A 26,221-nucleotide genomic window follows, 5' to 3' on the forward strand; every position below is an offset into this window, starting at 1 on the left:
CAGCGCCGACTCACGGACTCACGCAGCAGACCGCCAAGATCTGAAACGAAAGGCGACACACGAGGCGAGCCACCACCTCAAAACCACCTCACTAGCTACGCGCGACCCAGCCAGACGATGTGCAACGCCCCCTTATCCCCCATCGCGTTGCCGGTGTGACGCTGGCATCGCGCAACGGACAGCAAGGCAACGGTTTGGATACGGATGATCCGCAAGACCCTTACGTGCATGCCGCATCTTCACCTAAACTGATGAATCGTTTGACGTATCAGGTGGAACTCGGTTGGGGGGCCGGGTACCTGAGCGGCCGTTAGTTCTTGGGGTGGGGTGTTCGTGGCACGTTTGGTGTCGCTGCGTAGCACGTGCGTGGCTCATGATGATGTCCTTGAAGGTCGGTCGGCGGACAATCACTTCGCCGCACAACTGGACAAGGTGGTCGGCGGCGCGGAGCACTATCCGGTGTACGGCGACGCGACGGTGCGGGGGAGCAGGAGCTTCCGGTGCCGTTGACGCTGGGGGAGTTGGAGTCGTATCTGGCGAAGGCGGCTGATCTGCTGCGGGGCAGCATCGATCAGGCGGACTTCAAGGCGTACATCTTCCCGTTGATGTTCTTCAAGCGGATCAGCGATGTGTACGACGAGGAGTACGCCCGCGCACTGGACGAGTCTGGCGGCGACCACACGTACGCGGCGTTCGAGGAGAACCACCGGTTCATCATCCCCGCGGGATGTCACTGGGAAGACGTGCGCGAGCGCACCGAGAACGTCGGTGAGGCGTTCAAGACGGCGTTCCGCGGGATCGAACAAGCCAACCAGGGCACGCTGTACGGCATCTTCGGCGGCGCGACTTGGACCAATAAGGACAAGCTCCCGGACAGCAAGCTGATCGACCTGATCGAGCACTTCTCGACCAAGGTTCTTTCGATTTCTGAGGCCGCCCCCGATGTGCTGGGGCAGGCGTACGAGTACCTGATCAAGCGGTTCGCCGACCAGTCCAACAAGAAGGCCGGCGAGTACTACACCCCGCGCGAGGTGGTCGCGCTACTGGTCAACATCCTCGACCCCCAGGAAGGCGAGACGGTCTACGACCCGGCCTGTGGCACCGGCGGCATGCTGATCGAGGTCATCCAGCACATCAAGGCCCTCGGCGATGACCCGAAGACCGTGCTCGGCAAGCTGTACGGCCAAGAGAAGGTGCTCACCACCTCCGCGATTGCCCGGATGAACCTGCTGCTGCACGGTATGGAGGACTTTCATATCGAGCGCGGCGACACGCTGCGCGACCCTGCGTACTTTGACCACGGTCGGCTGGCCAGGTTCGACTGTGTGATCGCTAACCCGCCGTTCTCGTTGAAGAACTGGGGCCACGAGCAGTGGGCCTCCGATCCGTGGGGTCGCAATGAGTTGGGTGGGGTGCCCCCGAAGGGGTACGCCGACTGGGCCTGGGTCCAGCACATGCTCACCTCCGCTTCACCCACCGGAGGAAGGGTCGCGGTCGTCCTCCCCCAGGGCGCTCTGTTCCGTCAGGGCGCCGAGGGCCGCGTCCGCGAGCACATCCTCAAAGCCGGCTTCGTGGAGGCCGTCATCGGCCTGGCGCCCAACCTGTTCTACGGCGCCGGCCTGGCCGCCTGCGTGCTGATCCTGCGCCGTCAGCGCCCCGCCGAGCAGCAGGACAAGGTGCTCTTCATCAACGGAGAGTTGCTCTCCAAGCGCGGTCGCAACCAGAACACCCTCCAGCCTGATCACGTCAAGATTCTCCTGAAGGTGTATCAGGAATACGCCGACCAGCTCGGCCTGGCCGCGGTCGCGACCCTGGACGACATCAAGATCAACGGCTGGAACCTGAAGATCCCGCTGTACGTCGAGCCGGCCGAGGTTGGCGAGCAGATCACCCTGGAGCAGGCCTTGGCCGACCTGGAGACCGCGCACGCGAAGGCACGCGAGACCGGTGCAGCGCTGGAGGCCGAGCTGGCGAAGTGGGGTTTGGGCGCATGACCACGACGAGCTCGAAGCGGATCGCCCAGCGGGAACTGGAGTCCTACCTGTGGGGTGCCGCAGTGCTGCTGCGCGGGCTGATCGACGCTGGCGACTATAAGCAGTACATTTTCCCACTGGTTTTCCTCAAGCGCCTCTCCGATGTCTACGACGAGGAGCACGCTTCCGCCCTGGAGGTGTATGGCGACGAGGAGTTGGCCGACCTCCCGGAGAACCATCGTTTCGCCATCCCCGACGGCGCCCACTGGGCCGACCTGCGCAAGGGCACTAGCAATGTCGGCACCGCGCTCAAGGCCGCGATGCGGGCCATCGAGTCCGCAAACCCGGACACCCTCACTGGCGTCTTCGGCGACGGTGAGTGGACTAATAAGGACCTGCTCCCCGACTCGACTCTCTCCGACTTGGTCGAGCACTTCTCGACCAAGACGCTGTCGGTGGCGAACCTGCCAGAGGACGAGCTCGGGCAGGGCTATGAGTACCTGATCAAAAAGTTCGCCGACGACTCCGGCCACACCGCCCAGGAGTTCTACACCAACCGCACCCTGGTGCACCTGATGACGATGATGCTCCAGCCCGAGCCGGGAGAGTCGGTCTACGACCCCACCTGTGGCACGGGCGGCATGCTCATCTCCACCGTCGCCGAGCTCAAGCGTCAGGGCAAGGAGTGGCGCAACCTGCGCCTGTACGGCCAGGAGCTCAACTACGGCACCTCGGCGATCGCGAAGATGAACCTCTTCCTCCACGGCATCGCCGACGGCTACATCACCCACGGCGACACCCTCGCCAGGCCGGCCTTCCTCAATGTCCACGGTCGGCTGCGGACCTTCGACGTCGTTCTGGCCAATCCGCCCTACTCCATCAAGACGTGGAACCGGGCTGCCTTTACCAAGGACCCCTACGGCCGCGACGTCTGGGGCATACCGCCCCAGAACGCTGCGGATTACGCCTTCATCCAGCACATCGAGGCGAGCCTCGATCCCATGACCGGGCGTGCCGCAATCCTGTTGCCTCACGGGGTTCTGAACCGGATCGGGGAGGCGACAGTTCGAAAGGCCATGATCGACGCCGACGCTGTCGAGGCGGTGATCGGTCTAGCCCATGGGCTCTTCTACAACTCGGGCATGGAAGCGATCGTCTTGGTCCTCCGAAAGCAGAAGCCGGCTGACCGGAAGCACAAGGTGCTCTTTATCGACGCGAAAAGGGAGTTCTATCGGGCAGGCGTCCAGTCCTTCCTCTCCGAAACACATCAGCAGAGGATCCTGCGCGCGTTCCAGAATTTCGCTGACGAGCCAGGCTTCGCCCGAGTCGCCACCCTCGACGAGATCCGCGCCAACAACGGCAACATGGCTATTCCGCAGTACGTCGCACCTGTCGCGCCAGGTCGTGGCTCGACGCCCACTGACTCGGTCGCAGTGGCGCTCGCAGGATGGCGCGAGGCTGCAGCCGCAGCGGACGTCGCTGCCGAGGACGTTCTCGGTCTGTTGCGCGCGGAGGTAGCTGGATGAGCCTCAACCTAGATAAGACCACGTGGAAGCGAGTGCGGCTCGGCGACGTAATCCGCCGCTCCCGTACCCAGGCGGACCCGGTGAATGGCGATGTCGACCGCTACGTCGGTGGTGGTCATATTGATAGTGATAGTTTCACCATCGAGCGATTCGGCGACGTCAACGACGGGCAGATGGGCTCGACCTTCACCTACCTCTTCCAGCCGGGTCAGATTCTCTTCGTCTCAGCACGTCCATACCTTCGCAAGTCCGGCGTCGTGAACTTTTCCGGCGTAGTTGCCGACAAGACCTACGTCCTCGACGCTGTCACCGAAAACGGACTCCTGCAGGATTTCTTGCCCCTCGTCCTCGCCTCCGACCACTTCATCGCCTACGCGACTGCCGAGGCCACTGGCTCGATGAACCCTCGCCTGCTCTGGGGTCAGATGCAGCGCTACGAGTTCGACGTCCCACCCCTCGACGAACAGCAGCGCCTCGCCGACCTCCTCTGGGCCGTCGAGCGTGATCGCCAAGCATCCGTTGCTGGGATGGCAGCCGCTCGAGCCGTGCTGACGCAACTTAGATCCGATGCCTTCGATACGGAAGGTTCACGTGCCACGGCCGGTGAATTATTCGATATCACGATTGGGCGGCAGCGCTCTCCGAAGCATGAAGCTGGCGAGCACCTGGTTCCATACCTTAGGTCAGCGAATGTCATGCTCACCGGTATCGACCTCGACGACGTCAAACAGATGAACTTCACGCCTGATGAACAGGCGAAATTTCACCTTGAGTCGGGCGACGTTCTGGTCTCGGAAGGAAGTGCCAGCGCAACCGCAGTTGGGATACCGGCAGTCTGGCGCGGCGAGTTGGCTGGAGTGGTCTGCTTTCAGAACACCCTGCTGCGGTACCGCGCGATCGACGGTGTCAGCCTTCCAGAATTCGTCGAGCATTGGTGCGCGTGGGCGTTTGAGACCGGCGCGTTCCTTCGTGCCTCGGCCGGGACAAACATCCACCACATCGGTGTCAAGGGTGCGTCGGGCATAGAGGTAAGGCGATTGACCCTTGCGGAACAGTCCCGCTTCAATGCTCGCGCCGGAACCGCAGCTTCGGTTATCACTGCGGTATCTGCAGCTGAGCGGGCCTCTGCAGGCTTGCGCCACCATTTCATGGGCGCAATCTTCGGCGGTGCTCAGTGACCTTCAACGAGGCAAACACCGTCCGCGACTTCGTCCGGGATCTGGTGGAGTCGGTGGACGTGCGGTTTGTGCCGGGGAGTCATCTGCCTCGGCGTACGGACGAAGTCATGCTTGAGCAGCAGGTGCGCGAGGCGTTAATCCGCCTCAACCAGACCATCGAGGCGGATTCGCGTCTGGCCGATGAGGTGGTCTACCAGCTGCGCGCGATCCTGGTCTCCGCGCGCAACACGCCGAATCCGGTGGTAGCGAACCAGGAGTTCGCGGCATGGCTCACAGGGCAGAAGTCGATGCCGTTCGGGCCCAATGGCGAGCATGTGACCGTCAAACTGATCGATTTCGACCACCCCGGCGAGCACAGCACGAACAACTGGATCATCTCCACCGAGGTGACTTACGGGGTTGGGCGGCTGGAGCGGCGCTTCGACCTGGTGATCTGGTGCAACGGCTTCCCGTTGGTCGTGGGGGAGGCGAAGTCGCCGGTGCGGCCGGCGTATTCCTGGATCGACGCGGCCGCGCAGGTGAAGGAGGACTACGAGGTCAACGTGCCGGCGTTCTTCGTGCCGAACGTGCTCAACTTCGCCACCGAGGGCAAGGACTTCCGCTACGGGTCGGTCGGGATGCCGGTGGAACTGTGGGGACCGTGGCGTGCGGATGAGTCCGGTGACGACCACACACCGGTGAAGATGGGCCTCGCGGCGGTCAAAGAGGCGGTCGAGGGCGTTCTGGATCCGGATACGATCTTGGACTTCCTGCGGTTCTTCACGCTGTTCGCGACCGACAAGAAGCACCGCAAGATCAAGGTGATTGCGCGGTTGCAGCAGTTCCAGGCAACTAACTTGATCGTGGAGCGGGTGCTACACGGGCGGATCAAGCAAGGGCTGATCTGGCACTTCCAGGGGTCAGGGAAGTCGCTGCTGATGGTGTTCACCGCGCAGAAACTGCGCGCGACGGCGGGGCTGACCTCGCCGACGGTGATCATCATGGTCGACCGGATCGATCTGGATACCCAGATCACAGCAACGTTCAACGCCTCCGACGTACCGAACGTGGTCTCGACGGAGTCCCGCAGGGAGCTACAGGAGCTCCTTACTGCGGGGGCGCGGAAGATTATCATCACCACGATCCACAAGTTCGGCGAAGCACCCGGTGTCCTGGACGCGCGCGACAACATCATCGTGATGGTCGACGAGGCTCACCGCTCCCAAGAGGGTGACTACGGACGCAAGATGCGCGAGGCGCTCCCCAACGCGTTCCTGTTCGGACTGACCGGCACGCCGATCAACAAGCGCGACCGCAACACCTTCATGTGGTTCGGCTCCGAGGCTGACGAGCACGGGTATCTCTCGCGTTACTCCTTCTCCGACTCCATCCGCGACGGCGCCACCCTGCCGCTGCACTTCGAGCCACGCCTCTCGGAGATCCACCTGGACGAGGAGTCGATCGACGCAGCCTTCGACGAGCTCGCCGACCGCCACGGGCTCACCGAAGAGGACCGCACTACCCTGTCCAAGAACGCCGCCTCCCTGGAGGCGCTGATCAAGGCCCCCGAACGGGTCCGCAAGATCGCCGCGGACATTGCCGAGCACTTCACCACCAAGGTCGAGCCCCAGGACTTCAAGGCGCAGGTCGTGGTCTACGACAAGGCCACCTGCGTGGCGTACAAGGAAGAACTTGACCGCCTGCTCGGCCCGGACGTGTCCACGATCGTGATGTCCACCAGCCGCGGTGACAAGCCGGCGTGGAAGCAGTGGACGCCCGGTCGGGAGGAGCTGGAGCGGATCACCGCCCGCTTCAACGACCCGGTCGACCCGTTGAAGATCATCATTGTGACCGCGAAGCTGCTCACCGGCTTCGATGCCCCGATCCTCTACGCCCAGTACATTGACAAGCCCCTGCGCGAGCACACCCTGCTCCAGGCAATCTGCCGCACGAATCGGGTCTACCCGCCCGCGAAGAGCCACGGCCTGATAGTGGACTACCTCGGCATCTTCGACGACGTCGCCAAGGCCTTCGAGTTCGACGACAAGTCCGTCAAGCAGGTCATCTCCAACATCTCGGTCCTCCGCGAGCAGCTCGGTCCCGTGATCGAGGCTGCTCTGGCGTTCTTCCCGGGTGTCGACCGCACCGTCGGCGGCTACGAGGGCCTGATCCAGGCACAGACCGCGATCGACTCCGACGAGTCCCGCGACGCCTTCGGAGCTGCGTACAGCGTCGTCGCCCAGCTGTGGGAGACCCTCTCCCCGGACCCGACCCTGTCCGAGTATGAGTCGGACTACCGCTGGCTAACCGACGTCTACCAGTCCGTGCAGCCCACCGACGTCACCGGCCGACTGGTCTGGCACACGCTAGGCGCCAAGACCCTAGAGCTCATAAACCAGCACGTAACAGTCGAGGTCCCCCGCACCGACCTGGAGACCATCGTCCTCGACGCTCAGGTCATCGAGGACCTGATGACCGGCAAGCGCAAGGACATCGACCCTGCCGAGGTCGAGAAGTGGATCACCGCCCGCATCGCCAAGCACGTCGGCACCCCGGCCTTCATCGAGCTCGGCCAGCGGTTGAATGCCCTGCGGGAGAAGTACGCCCACTCCCAGCAGGCATCGCTCGAGTTCCTCAAGGAACTCTTCGCGCTGGCGCGAGACACAGTCGCAGCGGAGAAGGCCGCCGCCGAGGTGCCCCGTGAGGAGCGCGGCAAGGCTGCCCTGACCGACCTCTTCGAGTCACTCAAGGGCGAGGAGACCCCGATCATCGCCGAGAAGGTCGTCGACGAGGTCGACTCCGTCGTCCGTACCGTCCGCTTCGACGGCTGGCAGGACACCAACGAAGGCGATCGCCTCGTCCAGCAGGCGCTCCGCAAGGCGCTCTACATCAAGTTCAAGATCCGCGACCAGGAGGTCTTCGGGAAGGCGCTGGGATACATCCGGGAGTACTACTAGCTGCTCCTCGGAACCTCCAAGCTCGGCAGACTGTTGGCCGCAGAGTACTGGCTGCCCACGGGAGTTCCAGCGGCAGACCGGGCACCACGGCTTTGTAAGGGCGGACGTGGTCAGCGGCGAAGTTCCCCAGGTCGTTTCGGCTGTAGCGGTGGCCCAGGAAAAGTGCATCTCGACTGCGACGACCCGTCATTGACCGTGGTTGACCGCACGATGTGGCACGACTGTGGCACATCCCGAACGACAGACTCCCAGTGCGCGGGACCAGCGAACGTCAGCTCAGTTCTCCGGGCTTCGGCATAACCCTTGCAGTCTCGCAGATCAACTCGGCCGGCCCAGGCCGGAGCGGGGTGGGGGTGGTCACCGACGGGTGCCGCCTGTCAGCTTTGGTCGAACTCGCACGGCCCAGGGAGTGCCCAGTCCGGCTGCCGACGGACCCGACCACTGCTCATGAGGGCCTACCGGAATGGGCCGCCCCCAAACACAGCCGGGCACGGGTCGCGAAGAAGTTTCGCAAAGAACTATCCAATGTCGGACTGATGCCTCAACATGTTGGAAGAGTAGAAAGCTGCCGCCCCACCGGCACCTGTCCAGCTGCGAAGACATCGGTCACGCACGCACCGACGTCGGTTTCGAAAAGCGGGGTTCCTTGTCCGGACTGGGTACCAACATAGGCCATCTAGTTGATGGGTATAGCCGCAAGGCGCGTCTCGCTCCAGCATTCATAGTCGCCTTTCCTGTCGCCCTCGTCTGCATTGCTCTAATTCCCGCTCTGGTCAACTGGAAAAAGTTGTGGTTGCTAGCAGTGGCCAGCGGGACAATAATTCTCGTGGATCAACTCGTGAGGGATCGCGGCAGAGCCATCCAGCCCGAGCTGTGGTCCTCTTGGGGCGGCCCTCCAACTACTCTAGCTTTGAGACAATGCGACGCAAAGAATCAAACACTACTGGCCCGCAGGCATCAGAAAATAACTGACCTAACGGGTCAAGCAATGCCAACAAAGAGGCAGGAAACCAGTAATCCAGCGAAAGCCGATGAGGCTTATGAAGTAGGCGTAAAATATCTGATTTCCCAGACGCGGGATACGTCACAGTTCAGGCTTATCTTCCTAGAGAACTGCCATTACGGATTTAGACGAAACATGCTCGGGATGCGACCCATCGGCCTCACCATTTCCGTGGCTGCTTGCGGCGCAAGCGTGGGGGGAGTTGTCGCTTCCCATTACGACCTGCTCGCCTGGAAAACAGGCTTCGCGTTGGTAGCCTGTGCCAGCCTAGGTCTTGCACTTTTTTGGTGGAAAGTAGTGAACTCGGACTGGGTTAAATCCGCAGCCTATGACTACGCTGAACGCCTCCTGGACGCACTGGACGTGCTACCGATTTCCTCGCAGGACAGTCAGAGCGCCAATTCCACGACCAGCAATAATCCGCAGCAATAAGGAGGCAATGTGTACGAGGTAGATTTCCTTCCAGTGGAAAGTGCGGCGGCACCGGGTTCGAAGAGTGGCGACGCCATTGCAATCCGCTTCACCGTCGAAGCTGAGCAGAGAAATGCAGTCATGGTGATCGACGGCGGCTTCTCGCATATCGGCGAGAACCTTGCCGACCACATTGCAAAGTATTACAAAACCGATGTTGTCGATCTTGTGGTATCTACTCACCCAGACGCGGATCACCTCAATGGGCTGTCCATACTGCTTGAAAAGGTACAGGCGAAGGAACTTTTGATCCACCAGCCCAGATTGCACACTTACGATGTGAGCGATTTCAGTAACTTGGAGGCCCTAGACTCGTTGCTCTCGCTGGCCAAGTCGCGTGGAGTCACCGTCACCGAGCCATTTACCGGCTTGAGTCGATTCGGTGGCCAGGTTTCAGTGCTAGGACCCACTACAGCCTATTACGAGAAGTTGCTCGAAGAACACCTAGCAGAACAGCGAAGCGGTCTATCGCATGCGTCCAAATCTAGTTTCGCCTCGACGGTCCGAGATCTGCTCTCTAAGACACTTTCCTACCTGCCGATTGAAACATTGAAAGACGATGGCGAGACAAGCCCTCGAAACAATACATCCGTGATCACGCTACTCCGCGTTGGGTCGAATAGGTTGATGTTCACCGGAGACGCCGGGATCTCTGCTCTCGATGAAGCGTGCGACCAGTACGAGCGCACCCTAGGAAGCTTCCACGTTACGCCACTCAATTTTTTCCAGGCGCCACACCACGGAAGCCGCAGAAATCTTGGGCCAACGATTCTGAACCGAATTTTTGGAGAACGCGGCTCCTCATACTCCGATGCGACCGCATTTATTAGTTCTGCGAAGATCTCAGAAAAGCATCCATCACCAAAGGTGGTAAACGCTCTGAGTCGGCGGGGCTGCCAGGTATTCGCAACTGAAGGACGCACAATCACGCATTGGAGTGGCGCTCCGACGCGAGCAAACTGGACCACACTTGCCCCGTTTGGACCTCTCGCAGAGGAAGATGACTAGATCGAAACCCCGGGAATAACAGCCACGGTCGGCGGAGCGGCTTTGGGCGGGAGCTGCTTTGGGGCGAGTGATCATGGCCCGTAAGCTTCCGGCGAGTCGGGCAGTCTGTGGACCTGCCCGTAAAGCACGACGTTGGGGCCATGATCTTAGAGGCTCGCCCCAAAGTGGCCGCCTAAACCCGTGGAGCCGACCGCCCCAGCCATAGAGGGTGTCTCCCACTTCATGCCCGCAGCCACCGAGCGCGCCGCCGGGCGCGGCCAGCCGGGGCGAAGACAGGAGGCAGGCCGCGCCCGGCGGCGCGCGCCCGCGCCGTGCGCGGGCCTTGAGTCAGTGAAGAAGGTTTGGACCGATCCGGCTCGTCAGCTGCGGACGGCACGGAGCGTGCGGGGGCTGTCGGCGGTGATGCGGTAGGAGAGCTGGGCGCGGGCGCCGCTGGTGCGCAGCTCTTCGAGGATCAGCGGCTGATATTCGGTGCCGTGGGTGACGCGCAGGATGTGCACAACTGGCGTGGCGTCGGGCAGTTCCAGGGTGCTGCGCTCGTCGGCCTGCGGCATGCGGGCCTGCACGGTCTCGGACCAGGTGAGCTTGTGCCCGGCGGCGGTCAGTGCCGCGTAGATCGCTTCTGGCGCCGCGTCGGGTGTCTCGGCGAGGGATGGCGCGATCTCAGCTGTGGAGAACGGGATCGATACTCGGTGCAGTGCGCGGGTGCCGGTGGCCGGGTTGATCAGCACGCGGTCGATACCGAAGAGGGCTTCCTCCTCGTCGAGTTCGAGGAGGGGCCCGGTTGCGGTGGTGGTGGTGGTCCGGTAGACGGTTGGTTCGTGGACCTGTTCCCACACGGTCTGGTCCGTTGTGAATGTTTTGCCGGTGCGGGTGATGGTCCGCTCGATCGTCAGCGGCGGTGTCGACGCGCCCTTCACGAAGCTGCCCTTGCCGTGCACTACGTCGATCAGCCCTTCTGACCTGAGCGCCGCAATAGCGTTGCGCACGGTCGGGCGGGAAACCTTGTAGCGCTCGATGAGTTGGGCCTCGGAGGGAAGCGGGGCGCCGGCGGGGAACTCGCCGTTCGCGATGCCTTGCCGGATCGCGGCGGCAACCTGCTGGTAGAGCGGTTCGTGGCGCTCGATGCCGGGCATGTGGGTGGCCTTCCGCTGGCGGGCACGGGATGAGTCTCGGGCGGACAGCGCCCGACGTATTACGTCACTCGTCAGCATAAGTGCTTGCCTCTTCCCGTCAAGACATGCATAGTCGTCACTCGTAAGGACGAGTGACGACGGCATATGCGCCGCGTCTGAGTGGTCAAGGAGACCAACACCCATGCAGGCCATACCTGTGGATACATCCCGGCTCGGCGTACTGCGGTGCGCGGTCGCGCCGGAAGCAAAGATCGGCAACTTCGAGAACAAGGAGGTCAAGAAGGACAAGGACGGCAACACGATCTACACCGTGGCCGTCATGGTGCGGCAGGAAGGACGGCGGGTCTCGGTGATCGAGATCTCCGTGACCGGCGAACCGCGGGGCATCGAGGAAGGCATGCCGGTCAAGGTGACCGGCCTGGAGGCGTTCGCCTGGGCTATGGGTGACCGGCACGGGATCAGCTTCCGCGCGGCAGCCATCACCGCGATACCGGTCATGTCCCCTGCGGGCGGGGCGGCACCGACGCTGCCCAGTAAGGCGGGTGGTGCGTGATGGGGTCGTTGATGCTGGCGTTCGGGCTGGTCGTGCTCGCCTGGCTCTTGGTGGCAGGCAGCGCGCTGCGCGAATGGCGTCCTACCTGGTACTGGTACCTGACCGGCTACCCGGTCGCGGCGGCACGGGTGGTGTTCACCTGGCGCAGAGTCGCGCATCTCAACGATCTGTCGGTGTCCTACCGCCCCGATCAGGTCCGGGTCGGCGGGATGGCGGTCAAAGGCTCAGCGCTGCGGCCCCGGGCGCCGCGCACCTCCTTCCCTCGGGCCACACCCAACGGCCTGTCCGTCGTGGTGCGTTTACACCCTGGTCAGACACCCCTGCGGTTCATGGCGGCGGCCGACGCTCTGGCGCACGCGTGGCGGGTGTTCGCGGTGCGGGTGACCTCGCCCGAACGCGGGATCGTGCACCTGGTCGCCACCGCCACCGATCCGCTGGCGGCACCCGGAGCTCCCCCGGCTCCGGCTGAGGCTGCGCTCTTGACGGCACAGGTGGGGATGCTGGAAAGCGGCCGGGAATGGGTCATGGACTTCCGCCGGGTGCCGCACTGGCTGATCGTCGGTGCGACCCGCTCGGGCAAGTCCACGCTGCTGGCCCGGCTGGTCACCGAACTCGCCCCGCAATCCGTGGCACTGGTCGGGATCGACTGCAAGGGCGGCATGGAACTGGGGATCTTCGACCCCCGTCTGTCCGCGCTCGCGACCAGCCGCAGGGAAGCGCTGGTCGTGCTCTCTGCACTGGTGGTGGATCTGCAAGAACGGATGCGGGTATGCCGGATGGCCGGGGCACGCTCGATCTGGGATCTACCGGAGATCGCCCGGCCGATACCGGTGATGGTGATCGTCGATGAGATCGCCGAGCTGTACCTCACCTCCGGCAGCCGGGAAGACAAGGCGGAAGCCGAACAGTGCTCCACCTACCTCCTGCGGATCGCGCAGCTCGGTGCCGCGCTCGGCGTGCACCTGGTGGTGGCCGGACAACGAGTCGGCTCCGACCTCGGCCCCGGCGTGACCGCGCTGCGCGCCCAACTCAGCGGACGGATCTGCCATCGCGTCAACGACCCGGGAACAGCGGAAATGACCCTCGGGGACCTGAACAAGGACGCGGCGGCCGTCGCACAGTCGATCACACCCACCGAACAAGGTGTCGCCGTCACCACGGCAGATGACGGCGGCTGGGTGCGCGGCAGATCGCACCTCACTGCGGTGTCTGACGCACAAGCGGCAGCTGCCCGGAACGCGGACCGGGCACCGAAACTCCGGGCTTTCACCACCCTCCCCACGGAGGGCACCGAGTGACCACCCCCATGCCCCTGGTGCTCATCTTCGGGATCATCACCGTCCTGCTGGTCCGCTCCCGGGACATGCGCCCCTGGGAAGCCTCCATGGCCGCACTGTTCGGCTTCTACCTGGCCCTGACCCCGATGGGCTGGGCCGTGATCGCCACCGTGAACTGGCTGCTCGGCGGCTTCCTGCACCACTGACCAACCGGAGGCCCCTACGTGAGCATGCGCCGCGTGATCTGCCCCATCTGCAAAGGCGAACGCACCCGCAAGACCCGCACCGGACACCTGCGGCGCTGCCGCTGCTGCCGGGGCAAAGGCACCATCCGCTAACCCAAACCCTTGATCCACAAGGAGTGATTCCCATGAATACAGCCCACCCGACCCCGTCCACCCTTGCCGCTTCGGCGGCTCACCCTGGGAGGCCCCCACCATTACCGCTTCCGGCGGATCTTTCATGACCCCCGCTGACCGGCGCGCCGCACTGAACCGCGCGGCGCGCCTGCGTCAGCTCTCCGACACCGACCGCGACATCATCGCCCGCGCCCACGATCCCCTGTTCGGCCGCTGGCTGGAGCAGGTCACCGCGACCGGCGGATGCGCACACCCCGTCTACCTGACCGGCTCCATCACCACCCGCGACACCGACACGGGCCAGATACTGCACCACTACGACACGACGAACGAGCCGGGCGAACGGCTGATGGTCCGCTGCCGCAACCGGCGACAGACCGTGTGCGCACCGTGCTCCCGCCTCCACGCAGGCGACACCTTCCACCTGGTTCGCGCCGGACTCGTCGGAGGCAAAACCGTCCCGACAAAAGTGCGCGACCGGCCACGGCTGTTCGTGACCCTCACCGCCCCCAGCTTCGGACCCGTCCACCGAGCCACCGACGGCCAGCGATGCCGACCCCGGCGCGATGGGGGCCCCTGCGAGCATGGTCGGCCGGTCGGCTGCGGTCTGGTACACGAACCGTCGGACCCATCGGCCGGCCAACCCCTGTGCCCTGACTGCTACGACTACCCGGCACACGTCCTGTGGCACGCACATGCCGGGGAGCTGTGGGCCCGCTTCACCCGCGCCGTACGGCGACACCTGGCCTCGGCGGCCGGGCTCGCGCAGTCCACGTTCCCCGACCACGCCCGGCTGTCCTTCGCCAAGGTCGCCGAATATCAGCGCCGTGCAGCCATCCACGTCCACGCCGTCGTGCGCCTCGACGGCCCCAGCGGTCCCCACGATCCGCCCCCGATCTGGGGCACAACCGAGCGGCTCAGCGCCGCCGTCCAGTCGGCCGCGCACCGGACGAGACTCTGTACCGCCTACGGCCTGGCCCTGGGAGAACGTGTACTGCGCTGGGGCAGCCAACTCGATGCCCGGCCGCTGCGGGCCTTCGGCGATGGTGAGGGGCTGGACGATGATGTGGTGGCCGCGTACGTCGCCAAATACGTCACCAAGGGAGCCGCCGACACCTCCGCCGGCCTCGACCACGCGATCACCAGCGCCGCCGAAATCGACTTCGCACCCGTCACCGCGCACGTCCGCACCCTCATGCACACCTGCTGGCGACTCGGCGGCCTACCCGAATACGAACCCCTGCGACTACGCGCCTGGACCCACACCCTCGGCTACCGCGGCCACATCCTCACCAAATCCCGCGCGTACTCAACGACATACACGGCACTGCGCGCCGAACGCGCCGCGCACGAACGCCCCGGAACGGAACTCCCCAGCGACTCCGCCACCATCACCGACGCGCACTGGCGCTACATCGGCTCCGGCCACTCCCCCGGCGCCGCCCTCATAGCCGCCGGAATCGCCGAAGACCTCGCCACCAACCGCGAGATCGCCCGGGAGGAGCGGAGGGCGTCCGAGTGACGCGGCGGGACGAAGGGCAGCGGCGCCGTGAGGCTGTGGCTCGTGCGGCGGCTCGCTTCCCGAAGCGGATCAGCTTCCGTCACGCCCAACGGCTGGCCCGGCTGCTCGACGTGGACCGGCCGGGCTCGTGATCAGTCCAGCGGATTGGGCTCGATCTCCACCCGGTCATAGTCGAATACTCGGCCCTTGTGCGTAGCAGGTCCGATGATCACGGCAGCGATCAGGAAACGCAGGATGGCGTTCCGCCGCTCATCGGTCATCGAGTCGGAGAACCACGCCTTCGCCGCTCCGGGTCCGGTGACCCCTTTCAGTACCTCGACCGGGCGGAAAACGGCTCTGCGCTGGAGCCGGGCAATCCGCTCCTCGATCGTCTTGCGCATGCTGCGGTACTCACTCGTCTTGATCTCACGAGCCGTCCACATGGCGTTGAGATCGACCAACTGCTCATGCTCCGCCTGAAGCTCCGCAGCCTGGCTCTCCGGAACGGCAACGACGGTGGGCCGGCCTTCGACGGTCATCGTCTTCAGCGCCTCCAGTGCCACATCACGTACGTACTCTTCGAGCGTGACGGCTGCGATCGAGCGCTGGCACTTCTTCTCGTCGTAGCGCAGCTTTCGACTGCATACGTACATCCAGTTGTCCCGGCTCCCGCTGCCCGACATGTACGTTCCGCAGGCTCCACATGTCACGACGCCGCGCAAGAGGTAAAACCTCCGGCGGGCTTCCTTCCCGGTCTGATCGAACTCGACCGACCGGAACTGACGCTTCGCCTGAGCCTCCCGCCACGTCCCCATGTCGATGATCGCGGGCCAACTGCCCTGCCCGACCTCTTGGCCCTGGTACACCCGGACTGCTGCCACGTGGTTGGAGTCGAGTAGCGCACGAACGGTGTAAGCGGTCCAGTTGGCGCCGAGGGCGGTCTTGATCTCTCGCCCAGTGAGGTCACGGGCGATGGCGCTGGGCGACTCCCCGTCAAGGTAGCGGCGGTAGACCTCCCGCACGATGACCGCCTCTTCGTCGATGATCTCCATCCCGCCCTTGGCGTATCCGAAGCGGCGCTTGCCCGAGTGCGGCTTGCCGTCCTGCGCGCGTTCCTCGGTGAAGTCCTTGAGGCGACGGGAAGTGTCATCCGAAGAACGGCAGGCGTGCGCGACTTCGATACGGAGGATGAATCGGTCGTCGGGGTCGGACAGATCGCGGCGGTTGGCCTCGCCATGGAGCATGATCCGGTGGTCATCGGCGACCTGAAGCAGTTCTTCCAGGTCGCGCGGCTGCCTCATCAGGCGGTCGGGGTGATAGGCGATGATGTGCCGGACGTTCTCCCGCCGGGCGCTCTCAAGTAACTCGTCCCAGCCCGGCCGCTTGCGGTTGCGCTGCCATGCGGAGCGGCTGTTGTCCACGTGCACGTGCTCTCGTGCAACGACCAGACCAAGACGGTCGGCTATGTCTCGGCAGATTCGCTCCTGCCGGTCGACGCCCGTCTGATCGTCGTCATCAGCCTTTGAGATCCGGCAGTAGATCGCGGCCTGCTCGCCGCTGAAGTCGGTCTGACGCTTCTTGTTCGTCTTCGAACGCTCCATGCAAACACTCTATGAGCGAGGCTTGACCCACATGATGCCGATGACCAGGAAGGTCACCGCGTAGGCAGCGTATGACGGCCACATCTCACCGAGGGCGGACCACAGGTGGTCCCCCGCGTGCGGCGGGACCTTGATCTCCAGGACCAGCAGCGTGATCGCGATGGCGAACACGCCGTCGCTGAACGCCTCGACCCGACCCGACTCATTCATTCCCGTCCCCCTCCGGAGTGCCGTGATCGGCACATCCTGACACGAGGAGGGGCGGCCGGGGATCAAGCCGCCCCCTCCGTTCGCGCAGAGCGTCAGTGCACGGGCAACGGCCGTTCCACGGAGGCCTGTTCACCGTCGGCGCCGTCGGCGACGCCCTCGCCCGGGTCCTCGGTGCCGGGCCTGCGGCCCAGGTGGTTGAAGGCGAGGTTGAGGACGACCGCGACCAGGCATCCGGTGCTGATACCGGAGTCGAGGATGATCTTCAGGTGGTCGTTGAAGTGCTCGTAGAAGGTGTTCGAGACGACCGGGATGACGCCGACGCCGACCGACGTGGCGACGATGAGCAGGTTGTTGCCGTCGGACAGGTCCGCCTCGGTGAGGGTCTTGATGCCGCTGGCCGCGACCGAACCGAAGAGCACGATGCCGGCGCCGCCCAGCACCGGCTGCGGTACGAGGGCGATCACGGAGGCCAGCGCGGGACACAGGCCGAGCAGGATGAGGATGCCGCCCGCCGCGGCGACGACGAAGCGGCTGCGGACCTTGGTGATGGCGACGAGGCCGATGTTCTGCGCGAAGGCGCTGGCCATGAAGCCGTTGAAGACCGGGCTGATGGCCGAGCCGAGCGCGTCGGCGCGGATGCCGGCGGCGAGCATCTTCTCGTCGGCCGGCTTGTCCACGATCTTGCCGAGGGCCAGGATGTCGGCCGTCGACTCCGTCATGCAGACCAGCATGACCACGCACATCGAGATGATGGCCGCGATCTGGAACTCGGGCGCTCCGAAGTGGAACGGGTCGGGGAAGCCGATCAGGCCCGCGTCACCGATGGGGCTGAAGTCCGACTTGCCCATCGGGATGGCGAGCAGCGTGCCGAGCACCAGGCCGATAAGGATCACGATCTGCTGCAGGAAGCCGGTGAGCACGCGGCGCAGGACGAGGACGATGGCGAGCGTCGCGCCGGCGAGCGCGATGTTGGACACCGACGCGTAGCCGGGTGCGCCGGGCACGCCGCCCTGCGACCAGTTGATGGCGACCGGCAGCAGGGAGAGCCCGATCAGCGTGATCACCGAGCCGGTGACGACCGGCGGGAAGAAGCGGACGAGTTTGCAGAAGTAGGGGGCGAGGACGAATCCCAGCACTCCCGCGACGATCACCGCGCCGTAGATGACGGGCAGCGCGTGGCCGGGCGCCGCCGACTTGCCGATGGCGAGCATCGGGGCCACTCCGGCGAACGAGACTCCGTTGACGAAGGGCAGCCGGGCGCCGATCTTCCAGATGCCGAGGGTCTGCAGCAGGGTGGCGAGGCCCGCGGTGAAGAGGCTGGCTCCCATGAGGAAGGTGATGTCGGCGGTGGACAGGCCTATGCCCGCTCCGACGACAAGGGGCGGCGCCACCACCCCCGCGTACATCGCGGCCACGTGCTGCAGGCCGCTGGTGATGAGCTTGCCCGGGGGCAGGGTCTGGTCCACGGGATGTACGGAATCCGAATCCACGGATCGAGAGACCACGGTTCCTCCTGTCGGTTACGCCAAGGGCACTGCGGATTTCAGGGAGGTGCATGTACGGGTCGAGACATCAAGCAGAGGGGTGGGTGCGGCGGTTCTTCGTCATGTGCGGGTACACAAAACGCCGCCCCCGGGGATCCAGGACCGACCGTGGTCCACGGGCCGGGGGCGGCGCTGCCGGATCCGCGCGAACGCGGGACCGGCGGCCGGTCAGGGGCCGTCCCTCCCTGACCGGTTGCTCTGGGGGTGGGTCTAGACGAGGCCGGCGATCTTGGCCAGGCGCTGGGCCTGGACGCGGGTGAGACGCGCGATGGCGTCCTCGTCGACCGTGGTGAGGTGGTTCTTCTCCACCACCGGCTTGCCGTTGATGAGCGACAGGGTGACCGGGGCGGCCGCTCCCATCACCAGCGCGGCGACCGGGTCGGCGATGGAGGAGTGGCCGATGCCGTCGAGCTTCCACAGCACGAGGTCGGCGAGCTTGCCGGCCTCGATGGAGCCGATCTGGTCGGCGCGGCCGAGGACCTGCGCGCCGCCGTACGTGCCCAGGCGCAGCGCCTGACGGGCGTTGAGCGCCTTCTCGCCGCCGCCGAGGCGGTTGATCAGGAGCGCGTTGCGCAGTTCGGTGTGCAGCTCGCCGGACTCGTTGGAGGCGGTGCCGTCCACGCCGAGGCCGACCGGCACGCCCGAGGCGAGCATGTCGGGGACGCGGGCGATACCGGCCGCGAGGCGGGCGTTGGAGGAGGGGCAGTGCGCCACGCCGGTCTTCGTCCGGGCGAATGCGGCGATGTCGGAGTCGTTCATGTGGACGCAGTGCGCCATCCACACGTCGTCGCCGAGCCAGCCGGTGGACTCGAAGTAGTCCGTCGGGCCCATGCCGAAGAGTTCGTGGCAGAACTTCTCCTCCTCGACGGTCTCCGAGCCGTGCGTGTGCAGGCGCACGCCCTTGCGGCGGGCGAGCAGCGCCCCCTCACGCATCAGGTCGGTGGAGACGGAGAAGGGGGAGCACGGTGCGACGGCGATGTGCAGCATCGAGTCGAAGGAGGCGTCGTGGTGCGTGTCGATGGCCACTTCGGTCGCGGCCAGCGCGCCGTCGAGGGTCTCGACCGCGAAGTCCGGCGGCAGGCCGCCGTCCGACGTGCCGCGGTCCATGGAGCCGCGGGCGGCGGTGAAGCGGACGCCCATCTCCTTGGCGGCGCGGATCTCGGCGCCCAGCAGATCGCCCGAGCCCCGGGGGAAGACGTAGTGGTGGTCCATCGCGGTGGTCACACCACCGCGGGCCATCATCGCCAGGGAGCCCTGGGCGGCCGCGTAGACCATCTCCTCGTCGATCCGCGCCCAGGTCGGGTACAGCTCGACGAGCCAGTTGAAGAGGTTGCTGTCCTGGGCGAGGCCCCGGGTGAGCCACTGGTAGAAGTGGTGGTGGGTGTTGACCAGGCCCGGGGTGACCAGATGGCCGGTGCCGTCGACACGGCGGACCACGTTCTCCAGTCCCTGCGGGGCAGCGCCGGCGCCTACCGACTCGATGCGGTTGCCCGCGATGACGACATGGCCCGAGGCGTACTCGGTGTCGTTCGCGTCCACGGTGGCGATAGCGCAGTTCTCGATGACGATGCGCGGTGCTGCCATGGCAGTTCCTCGTGCTTCCTTCTCGATGAACGAACCCGGGGGCCGGGCGGGGTGACGACCGGGTCCGCAGTGCTTCCTCGCGCAGATGCCCCCGCCCTCCCCCTGGTCCCCGCATCGGAATGCGGGGACCGTGACGCCGGCGCGCGCGTCGGGGGACAAGGCAGAAGTACTACAGGTTGGTGAGATCCACCGGGATGCGGGCCTCGACACCGTCACGGAGGACGGTGCCCTCGATCAGGCCGTAGGGCCGGTCCGCGGCGAAGTACACCTCGTTGTCGTTCTTCAGGCCGAACGGTTCGAGGTCGACCAGGAAGTGGTGGCTGTTCGGGAGCGAGAAGCGGATCTCGTCGATCTCCGAACGGCTGTTGATGATGCGCGCGCCCATCTGGTACAGCGTCTGCTGCAGCGAGAGGCTGTAGGTCTCGGCGAACGCCTGGAGCATGTGCTTGCGCGCCTGCTCGTAGGACTTCTCCCAGTTGGGCATGCGCGCGTCGTCGCTGGTCCAGTTGTAGCGCCACTTCGCGGACACCTCGGTGCACAGGATGCGGTCGTACGCTTCCTTGAGGGTCGTGTACTTGTCCTTGACGTACCCCCAGAACTCCGAGTTGGTGGAGTTCATGACCTTGAGGTCCTTCAGGCCGGAGATGACCTCCCACTTCTCACCGTCGAAGGTGATCTGGGTGGTGCGGAGCTCCTGGTTGGTGCGCGCGAAGGAGTGGTTGACCTCGTCGGCACCGATGAAGCGGGAGTTGCTGTCGGAGGACGCGATGCGCTCCCAGCTGTACTCCTCGATCCGGATCCGCGCGATCTTGATCGGCTGCTGGGTGGTCACGAAGTGCCGGGCCAGGTGGATGCCGAACTGCTCGGCCGACTCGATCCCGTACTCCTTCGCGAAGGCGTACACGGTGTTCTTGGTCGTGTCGGTCGGCAGGACGTTCGCGTTGCTGCCGGAGTAGTGCACATCGTCCATGTCGCCGGAGAGGGCGACCGAGACGTTGAGGTCCTTGATGTGGTGGGTGTCGCCGTCCCGCGTGATCTTGACGACGCGGTTTTCCGCTTTGCCGTACTGGTTCTGGCCGAGAATCGTGGGCATGACGGTGCTAGCTCCCTCGGTATACGGAGTAGCCGAACGGGTTGAGCAGCAGCGGTACGTGGTAGTGCTCACCCGGTTTGACGGCGAAAGTGATCGCCACCTCCGGGAAGAAAGCGCCGCTGTCCCTTACGCGGGGGGCGTCCTGCTGTGCCTCGGCTGAGATTTTTTGGGTGGTGAAGTACTGCTCGACCGCGAAGTCGAGCCGTACGTGTGTGGTGCCTTCCGGCAGGGCCGGCAGATCCTTGCAGCGGCCGTCGGCGTCCGTCTTGGACACGCCGCGCGGCGCCCAGAGGTCGTCGATGCCGTTGCGGACCGACAGCTCCACGGGGACGCCCTCGGCGGGGCGGCCGACGCTGGTGTCCAGGATGTGCGTGGACACGGAGGTCTCCGTCATTGACGGGTCTCCTTCTTCTGCGAGGCGGGTCAGCCGGATACGGTTGATCTTTCCCAGTTCGGCGCGGACGATCTCACGTTCGGTGTCCGTGTCGTTGCCGATCCGCTCCTTGAGGGCGGCCAGCATCTGGTCACCGGTGCGTCCGGTGGCGCAGATCAGGAAGACATGTCCGTGGGCGTCCTGGTACGCGAGGTTCAGCTCGAGGAGCTCTTCGCGCACCGATTCCTGGACGCCGGCCTGTTCCCGCTCGGACGTCGGGTCGCCCGGCTTGGGACGGCCGATCGGCGGGTGTCCGGCCATCGCCTCACCGAGGTCGTCGGCGGACAGTGCCGCCATGGCCGCGTCGCTCGCCGCGAAGAGTGCGTCGAGGTCCGGGTACGGCCGGCCGGCGATCACCGCCGCGCCCCACGACCGGCTGGCGCACACCTCGTGCAGCAGTCCGGCCGCGTCGGACGCGGTGGCTGAGTTGAGCCGGGCGAGGCCCGGCGAAGCGCTGGAAGTCACAGCCGCAAGCTAAGAGCCGGGATCCGTTCACGTCAACACTTTGTTGAAAACTTCCCGTAACAAAGGTGGCCGCGAAGTTACGGGAGAGCCCGCCCAGCGATCACTCGGCGGCCTTCGCCGCGTTCTCCCTGTTCAGGTAGTTGTAGACGGTGAAACGGCTCACGCCGAGGGCACTGGCGACCGTTTCGACCCCGTGCCGCACGGAAAACGCGCCGCGCTCCTCGAGGATCCGCACCACGCTCTGCTTGTCCTTGCGGTCCAGCTCGGACAGCGTGCCGTGCCGGCGCTGGAGGTCGGCAAGAATGTGATCGAGCGAATCGGCCAGATGGGGCAACCGGACGGCGAGTACCTCCTCGCCCTCCCAGCTGAGCACCACATCGTCGCCACGCGCCTGATCCGGCGCGACCATCTCGGCCCCCATCGCGTCCACCAGCGGCTTGACCGCCTCGGCGAACGGGTGGCCCCCGGTCCCGGTCACTGATCGCCCTCCCCGATGACGTTCACCTGAAGCGAGACCCGGGTGGCGCCCGCTTCGAGGGTGCGCCGGAGCAGCTCCGCCACCGCGGCCACCACCGCCTCGGGAGAGCCCTCGGCGGTGTTCCCGAACGGTCCGACGTCCACCGCGTCCAGGTTCGCCGTCTCGACGACCTCGCGGGCGACCAGCGCATGGCCGGGAGCCTCGTCCAGGTCGAACGGTTCCGTCGTGAATTCCAGCCTCAATCTCACGGGGCCAACCTAACCGGTCGGCCTCATGTGACGACATCCGCACTTGACAGCCGGTGCCCGGTTCGTTCAGTCTTCCGTTAAGCAGAAACTAACTTCCGCAATACGGAAGGAGCGCAACGCTAGTGAGCCTCTCCGAAGCGCGCTTCGATGTGAACCTCTCGATCCTCTTCACGGAACTCCCGCTCCTGGAGCGTCCCGCGGCAGCCGCCGCGGCCGGCTTCACGGCGGTCGAGCTGTGGTGGCCCTGGATCGAAACACCCACCCCCGCCCAGGCCGAACTCGACGCACTGCGCAACGCGCTGAACGACGCCGGCACCCAGCTGGTGGGCCTGAACTTCTACGCCGGGCAGCTGCCGGGCCCCGACCGGGGCGCGCTGTCGATCCCCGGCGAGGAGTCGGACCGCTTCCGCGCGAACATCGAGGTCGCCGCGGAATTCGCCCGCTCGCTCGGGTGCAAGGCGCTCAACGCGCTCTACGGTAATCGCGTCGAGGGCGCGGCCCCCGAGGTCCAGGACGCCCTGGCCCTGGAGAACCTGGTGCTGGCGGCCCGCGCCGCCGACCGGGTCGGCGCGATCCTCCTGGTCGAGGCGTTGAACAAGCCCGAGTCGCCGCTGTGCCCGATCGTCAGCGCACCGCGGGCGATCGAGGTCGTCGACCAGGTCAACGCGGCCACCGGACTGGGCAACGCCAAGTTCCTGATGGACCTCTACCACCTGTCGATGAACGGCGAGGACCTCAACGAGGTCATCGACCGCTACGCCGACAAGACCGGCCATGTGCAGATCGCCGACAACCCGGGCCGCGGCGCTCCGGGCACCGGCACCCTGCCGCTGGACGACCTCGTCGGCCGGCTGCAGAAGGCCGGCTACGACGGCTGGATCGGCCTCGAGTACAAGCCCACCGGCCCGAGTGCCGACAACTTCCAGTGGCTCTCCGCCCACTGATCCGAAAGGTCAATCATCATGAGTTCCCTTCCCAAGGTCGCATGGATCGGCCTCGGCATCATGGGCTCCCCCATGGCCGAGAACCTGGTCAAGGCGGGCTACTCCGTCACCGGCTACACCCTTGAGCAGGACAAGCTGGACCGCCTGGCGGCCAACGGCGGCACCGCCGCGGCCTCCATCGCCGAGGCCGTCAAGGACGCCGACGTCATCATCACGATGGTGCCGGCCTCCCCGCAGGTCGAGGCCATCGCCTACGGCGAGAACGGCATCCTGGAGAACGCGAAGTCCGGCGCGCTCCTGATCGACACCTCCTCGATCACCCCGCAGACCTCCGTGGACCTGGCGAAGGCCGCGGCCGCCAAGGGCATCCGCGTACTGGACGCCCCGGTCTCCGGCGGCGAGGCCGGTGCCATCGAGGCCGTACTGTCGATCATGGTCGGCGGCGAGAAGGCCGACTTCGACATCGCCAAGCCGATCCTCGACAAGCTCGGCAAGACCATCGTCCTGTGCGGCCCGCACGGCTCCGGCCAGACGGTCAAGGCCGCCAACCAGCTCATTGTCGCGGTCAACATCCAGGCCTGCGCCGAAGCCGTGGTCTTCCTGGAGAAGTCCGGCGTGGACCTGGAAGCCGCCCTGGAGGTCCTCAACGGCGGTCTGGCCGGCTCCACCGTGCTGACCCGCAAGAAGGACAACTTCCTCAAGCGCGACTTCGCCCCGGGCTTCCGGATCGACCTGCACCACAAGGACATGGGCATCGTCACCGACGCCGCCCGCAATGTCGGTGCGGCCCTGCCCGTCGGCTCCGTCGTCGCCAACCTGGTCGCCTCGCTGCGCGCCCAGGGTGACGGCGGCCTGGACCACTCGGCGCTGCTGCGCGGTGTCGAGCGGCTGTCCGGCCTGCCCGTCATCAACTGACCCACCCCGCCCGGCCCCCTTTGAACGGCAGCCCGGCGCGCGAGGCTCCGCCTCGCCCCCCGATTCCGCCCGGCGGTGCGTGACCTGTCCTGTCGCGCCCAAACGCACCGCCGGGCGGCACCAACGCCTGCCCTCGGCAGCAACTTCAACAAACTGTTGACATTCTCGTGAGCCGGTCCCTAATGTCCGGCATACGGAATCAAGCTTTCGCTTCCCTTGTAGTCACGGAAGGCCGCCATGCCCAAGCACACGCTGACAACAGAGTCCGGCGCACCCGTCGCCGACAACCAGAACTCTGCCTCCGCCGGCCTCGGCGGCCCTCTGCTGATCCAGGACCAGCAGCTCATCGAGAAGCTCGCCCGCTTCAACCGCGAGCGCATCCCGGAGCGCGTGGTGCACGCCCGCGGCTCCGGCGCCTACGGCTACTTCGAGGTCACCGACGACGTCACCGGCTTCACCCGCGCCGACTTCCTGAACACGGTCGGCAAGCGCACCGAGACGTTCATCCGCTTCTCGACCGTCGCCGACAGCCTCGGTGGCGCCGACGCGGTGCGTGACCCGCGCGGCTTCGCGCTGAAGTTCTACACCGAAGAGGGCAACTACGACCTCGTCGGCAACAACACCCCGGTGTTCTTCATCAAGGACCCGATCAAGTTCCCGGACTTCATCCACTCGCAGAAGCGCGACCCGTTCACGGGGATCCAGGAAGCCGACAACGTCTGGGACTTCTGGTCGCACTCCCCCGAGGCCACCCACCAGATCACCTGGCTCTTCGGTGACCGCGGCATCCCGGCCTCGTACCGTCACATGAACGGCTACGGCTCGCACACGTACCAGTGGACGAACGCGCAGGGCGAGGCGTTCTTCGTCAAGTACCACTTCAAGACCAACCAGGGCGTGCGCTCGCTCTCCTCCGAGCAGGCCGCCGAACAGGTCGGCGCGGACGCCAACAGCCACCAGCGCGACCTCGTGCAGGCCATCGAGCGCGGGGTGAACCCGTCCTGGACGCTGCACGTGCAGATCATGCCGGCGGCCGAGGCGGCGGAGTACCGCTTCAACCCGTTCGACGTCACCAAGGTGTGGCCGCACTCGGACTACCCGCTGCAGCGCGTGGGCCGGCTCGTGCTGGACCGGAACCCGGACAACGTGTTCCAGGAGGTCGAGCAGGCCGCGTTCTCCCCGAACAACTTCGTGCCCGGCATCGGCCCGTCCCCGGACAAGATGCTCCAGGGCCGGCTCTTCGCCTACGCCGACGCGCAGCGCTACCGCCTGGGCGTCAACCACACCCTGCTGGCGGTCAACGCGCCGAAGGCGACCGAGGCCGTCAACTACGGCCGCGACGGCCTGGCGGCCACCCGCAATGGCAAGCGCGGGCTGAAGAACTACGAGCCCAACTCGTACGAGGGCCCGTCGCAGACCGACCTGGCGCTCTCCGCCCCGCAGGCGGTGTCCGGCCACACCGGCACCCACGAGGCCCCGCTGCACGTCAAGGACGACCACTTCTTCCAGGCCGGCGAGCTGTACCGGCTCATGTCGGAGGACGAGAAGTCCCGTCTGATCGCCAACATCGCCGGTTTCCTCTCGCAGGTCACCCGCGACGACGTGATCGAACGCAACCTGGCCCACTTCCACGCCGCGGACACCGAGTACGGTGCGCGCCTGGAAGAGTCGGTCCGCGCGCTGCGCGAGGGCTGACCCACCGAGCCGGCCCGCGCCACCGTGAACTTCTGAGGGGTAGGTCACGGCAGCGCGGGCTATGGGTTCCGTCCGGCGACGCGACGACTG

At 65.6% G+C, this 26,221-nt stretch carries 22 protein-coding genes; 13 read left to right on the top strand and 9 right to left on the bottom strand.

The window, feature by feature from the left end:
* Window positions 1-500: 500 nt before the first annotated feature.
* The 6 genes from AC07DC_RS23585 (at window position 501) to AC07DC_RS23610 (ending at window position 10,095) form a co-directional block, all read left to right on the top strand.
* Entirely contained in the window at window positions 501-1,994 is a 1,494-nt protein-coding gene (locus AC07DC_RS23585; protein ID WP_478916435.1) for a type I restriction-modification system subunit M, read from the top strand.
* Window positions 1,991-3,499, top strand: coding sequence for a type I restriction-modification system subunit M (locus AC07DC_RS23590; RefSeq protein ID WP_478916436.1), 1,509 nt, complete (start codon window positions 1,991-1,993; stop codon window positions 3,497-3,499). The genes AC07DC_RS23585 and AC07DC_RS23590 overlap by 4 nt, the downstream gene beginning before the upstream one ends.
* Entirely contained in the window at window positions 3,496-4,677 is a 1,182-nt protein-coding gene (locus AC07DC_RS23595) for a restriction endonuclease subunit S (RefSeq protein ID WP_478916437.1), read from the top strand. The genes AC07DC_RS23590 and AC07DC_RS23595 overlap by 4 nt, the downstream gene beginning before the upstream one ends.
* The gene (locus AC07DC_RS23600) at window positions 4,674-7,613 is read left to right on the top strand and encodes a type I restriction endonuclease subunit R (protein ID WP_478916438.1); all 2,940 of its coding nucleotides are present in this window, start codon (window positions 4,674-4,676) and stop codon (window positions 7,611-7,613) included. Before AC07DC_RS23595 ends, AC07DC_RS23600 begins: the two co-directional genes overlap by 4 nt.
* 826 nt (window positions 7,614-8,439) lie before the next feature.
* Window positions 8,440-9,048 (top strand): hypothetical protein, encoded by a 609-nt coding sequence (locus AC07DC_RS23605; protein ID WP_478916439.1) that lies wholly within the window; start codon window positions 8,440-8,442, stop codon window positions 9,046-9,048.
* A 9-nt stretch (window positions 9,049-9,057) separates the two neighbouring features.
* Window positions 9,058-10,095 (top strand): ComEC/Rec2 family competence protein, encoded by a 1,038-nt coding sequence (locus AC07DC_RS23610; protein ID WP_478916440.1) that lies wholly within the window; start codon window positions 9,058-9,060, stop codon window positions 10,093-10,095.
* 359 nt (window positions 10,096-10,454) lie between these two features.
* On the opposite strand, the gene AC07DC_RS23615 is transcribed toward AC07DC_RS23610, so the two are convergent.
* Window positions 10,455-11,231, bottom strand: a complete 777-nt coding sequence (locus tag AC07DC_RS23615; RefSeq protein ID WP_478916441.1) for a GntR family transcriptional regulator — start codon at window positions 11,229-11,231, stop codon at window positions 10,455-10,457.
* Window positions 11,232-11,412: 181 nt separating this feature from the next.
* Here AC07DC_RS23615 and AC07DC_RS23620 point away from each other — a divergent pair, with 181 nt between their 5' ends.
* The 4 genes from AC07DC_RS23620 (at window position 11,413) to AC07DC_RS23635 (ending at window position 14,942) form a co-directional block, all read left to right on the top strand.
* A complete protein-coding gene (locus tag AC07DC_RS23620; RefSeq protein ID WP_478916442.1) occupies window positions 11,413-11,784 on the top strand; it encodes an SCO3933 family regulatory protein in 372 nt (123 codons plus the stop codon).
* The gene (locus AC07DC_RS23625; RefSeq protein ID WP_478916443.1) at window positions 11,784-13,082 is read left to right on the top strand and encodes an FtsK/SpoIIIE domain-containing protein; all 1,299 of its coding nucleotides are present in this window, start codon (window positions 11,784-11,786) and stop codon (window positions 13,080-13,082) included. Before AC07DC_RS23620 ends, AC07DC_RS23625 begins: the two co-directional genes overlap by 1 nt.
* Window positions 13,079-13,267, top strand: a complete 189-nt coding sequence (locus AC07DC_RS23630; RefSeq protein WP_478916444.1) for a hypothetical protein — start codon at window positions 13,079-13,081, stop codon at window positions 13,265-13,267. The genes AC07DC_RS23625 and AC07DC_RS23630 overlap by 4 nt, the downstream gene beginning before the upstream one ends.
* A gap of 256 nt (window positions 13,268-13,523) precedes the next feature.
* Entirely contained in the window at window positions 13,524-14,942 is a 1,419-nt protein-coding gene (locus tag AC07DC_RS23635; RefSeq protein WP_478916445.1) for a replication initiator, read from the top strand.
* Window positions 14,943-15,073: 131 nt separating this feature from the next.
* Here AC07DC_RS23635 and AC07DC_RS23640 read toward each other — a convergent pair whose 3' ends face one another.
* The 8 genes from AC07DC_RS23640 to AC07DC_RS23675 form a co-directional block, all read right to left on the bottom strand.
* Window positions 15,074-16,522, bottom strand: a complete 1,449-nt coding sequence (locus AC07DC_RS23640) for a recombinase family protein (RefSeq protein ID WP_478916446.1) — start codon at window positions 16,520-16,522, stop codon at window positions 15,074-15,076.
* A gap of 9 nt (window positions 16,523-16,531) precedes the next feature.
* Complete coding sequence (locus tag AC07DC_RS23645) at window positions 16,532-16,732, bottom strand: TMEM175 family protein (RefSeq protein ID WP_478916447.1); 201 nt, start codon at window positions 16,730-16,732, stop codon at window positions 16,532-16,534.
* Window positions 16,733-16,824: 92 nt separating this feature from the next.
* Window positions 16,825-18,237: a nucleobase:cation symporter-2 family protein gene (locus tag AC07DC_RS23650; protein ID WP_478916448.1), complete on the bottom strand. Its 1,413-nt coding sequence runs from the start codon at window positions 18,235-18,237 to the stop codon at window positions 16,825-16,827.
* A gap of 249 nt (window positions 18,238-18,486) precedes the next feature.
* A complete protein-coding gene (locus AC07DC_RS23655) occupies window positions 18,487-19,860 on the bottom strand; it encodes an 8-oxoguanine deaminase (protein ID WP_478916449.1) in 1,374 nt (457 codons plus the stop codon).
* A 169-nt stretch (window positions 19,861-20,029) separates the two neighbouring features.
* Complete coding sequence (gene pucL / locus AC07DC_RS23660; protein ID WP_478916450.1) at window positions 20,030-20,953, bottom strand: factor-independent urate hydroxylase; 924 nt, start codon at window positions 20,951-20,953, stop codon at window positions 20,030-20,032.
* 7 nt (window positions 20,954-20,960) lie between these two features.
* Window positions 20,961-21,851, bottom strand: a complete 891-nt coding sequence (uraD, locus tag AC07DC_RS23665; RefSeq protein ID WP_478916451.1) for a 2-oxo-4-hydroxy-4-carboxy-5-ureidoimidazoline decarboxylase — start codon at window positions 21,849-21,851, stop codon at window positions 20,961-20,963.
* A 100-nt stretch (window positions 21,852-21,951) separates the two neighbouring features.
* On the bottom strand, window positions 21,952-22,272 hold the full coding sequence (locus AC07DC_RS23670) for a helix-turn-helix domain-containing protein (RefSeq protein WP_250992822.1): 321 nt from the start codon (window positions 22,270-22,272) through the stop codon (window positions 21,952-21,954).
* A gap of 53 nt (window positions 22,273-22,325) precedes the next feature.
* The gene (locus AC07DC_RS23675; RefSeq protein WP_478916452.1) at window positions 22,326-22,577 is read right to left on the bottom strand and encodes a hypothetical protein; all 252 of its coding nucleotides are present in this window, start codon (window positions 22,575-22,577) and stop codon (window positions 22,326-22,328) included.
* 122 nt (window positions 22,578-22,699) lie between these two features.
* Here AC07DC_RS23675 and AC07DC_RS23680 point away from each other — a divergent pair, with 122 nt between their 5' ends.
* The 3 genes from AC07DC_RS23680 to AC07DC_RS23690 all read left to right on the top strand — a co-directional run bounded on the left by AC07DC_RS23680 (window position 22,700) and on the right by AC07DC_RS23690 (window position 26,131).
* Complete coding sequence (locus AC07DC_RS23680) at window positions 22,700-23,521, top strand: TIM barrel protein (protein ID WP_478916453.1); 822 nt, start codon at window positions 22,700-22,702, stop codon at window positions 23,519-23,521.
* Between the two features lie 18 nt (window positions 23,522-23,539).
* Window positions 23,540-24,436, top strand: coding sequence for a 2-hydroxy-3-oxopropionate reductase (locus AC07DC_RS23685; protein ID WP_478916454.1), 897 nt, complete (start codon window positions 23,540-23,542; stop codon window positions 24,434-24,436).
* Window positions 24,437-24,673: 237 nt separating this feature from the next.
* A complete protein-coding gene (locus tag AC07DC_RS23690) occupies window positions 24,674-26,131 on the top strand; it encodes a catalase (RefSeq protein WP_478916455.1) in 1,458 nt (485 codons plus the stop codon).
* Window positions 26,132-26,221 lie beyond the last annotated feature (90 nt).

This window comes from Streptomyces sp. NPDC045021 (genome assembly GCF_056432645.1).

Excerpts from the sequence above, each read along its gene's own strand:
- AC07DC_RS23590 (WP_478916436.1), top strand. The coding sequence starts at position 1,991 with ATGACCACGACGAGCTCGAAGCGGATCGCCCAGCGGGAACTGGAGTCC.
- AC07DC_RS23595 (WP_478916437.1), top strand. The coding sequence starts at position 3,496 with ATGAGCCTCAACCTAGATAAGACCACGTGGAAGCGAGTGCGGCTCGGC.
- AC07DC_RS23615 (WP_478916441.1), bottom strand. The coding sequence starts at position 11,231 with ATGCCCGGCATCGAGCGCCACGAACCGCTCTACCAGCAGGTTGCCGCC.
- AC07DC_RS23620 (WP_478916442.1), top strand. The coding sequence starts at position 11,413 with ATGCAGGCCATACCTGTGGATACATCCCGGCTCGGCGTACTGCGGTGC.
- AC07DC_RS23625 (WP_478916443.1), top strand. The coding sequence starts at position 11,784 with ATGGGGTCGTTGATGCTGGCGTTCGGGCTGGTCGTGCTCGCCTGGCTC.
- AC07DC_RS23635 (WP_478916445.1), top strand. The coding sequence starts at position 13,524 with ATGACCCCCGCTGACCGGCGCGCCGCACTGAACCGCGCGGCGCGCCTG.
- AC07DC_RS23640 (WP_478916446.1), bottom strand. The coding sequence starts at position 16,522 with ATGGAGCGTTCGAAGACGAACAAGAAGCGTCAGACCGACTTCAGCGGC.
- AC07DC_RS23645 (WP_478916447.1), bottom strand. The coding sequence starts at position 16,732 with ATGAATGAGTCGGGTCGGGTCGAGGCGTTCAGCGACGGCGTGTTCGCC.
- AC07DC_RS23655 (WP_478916449.1), bottom strand. The coding sequence starts at position 19,860 with ATGGCAGCACCGCGCATCGTCATCGAGAACTGCGCTATCGCCACCGTG.
- pucL (WP_478916450.1), bottom strand. The coding sequence starts at position 20,953 with ATGCCCACGATTCTCGGCCAGAACCAGTACGGCAAAGCGGAAAACCGC.
- AC07DC_RS23670 (WP_250992822.1), bottom strand. The coding sequence starts at position 22,272 with ATGGGGGCCGAGATGGTCGCGCCGGATCAGGCGCGTGGCGACGATGTG.
- AC07DC_RS23685 (WP_478916454.1), top strand. The coding sequence starts at position 23,540 with ATGAGTTCCCTTCCCAAGGTCGCATGGATCGGCCTCGGCATCATGGGC.
- AC07DC_RS23690 (WP_478916455.1), top strand. The coding sequence starts at position 24,674 with ATGCCCAAGCACACGCTGACAACAGAGTCCGGCGCACCCGTCGCCGAC.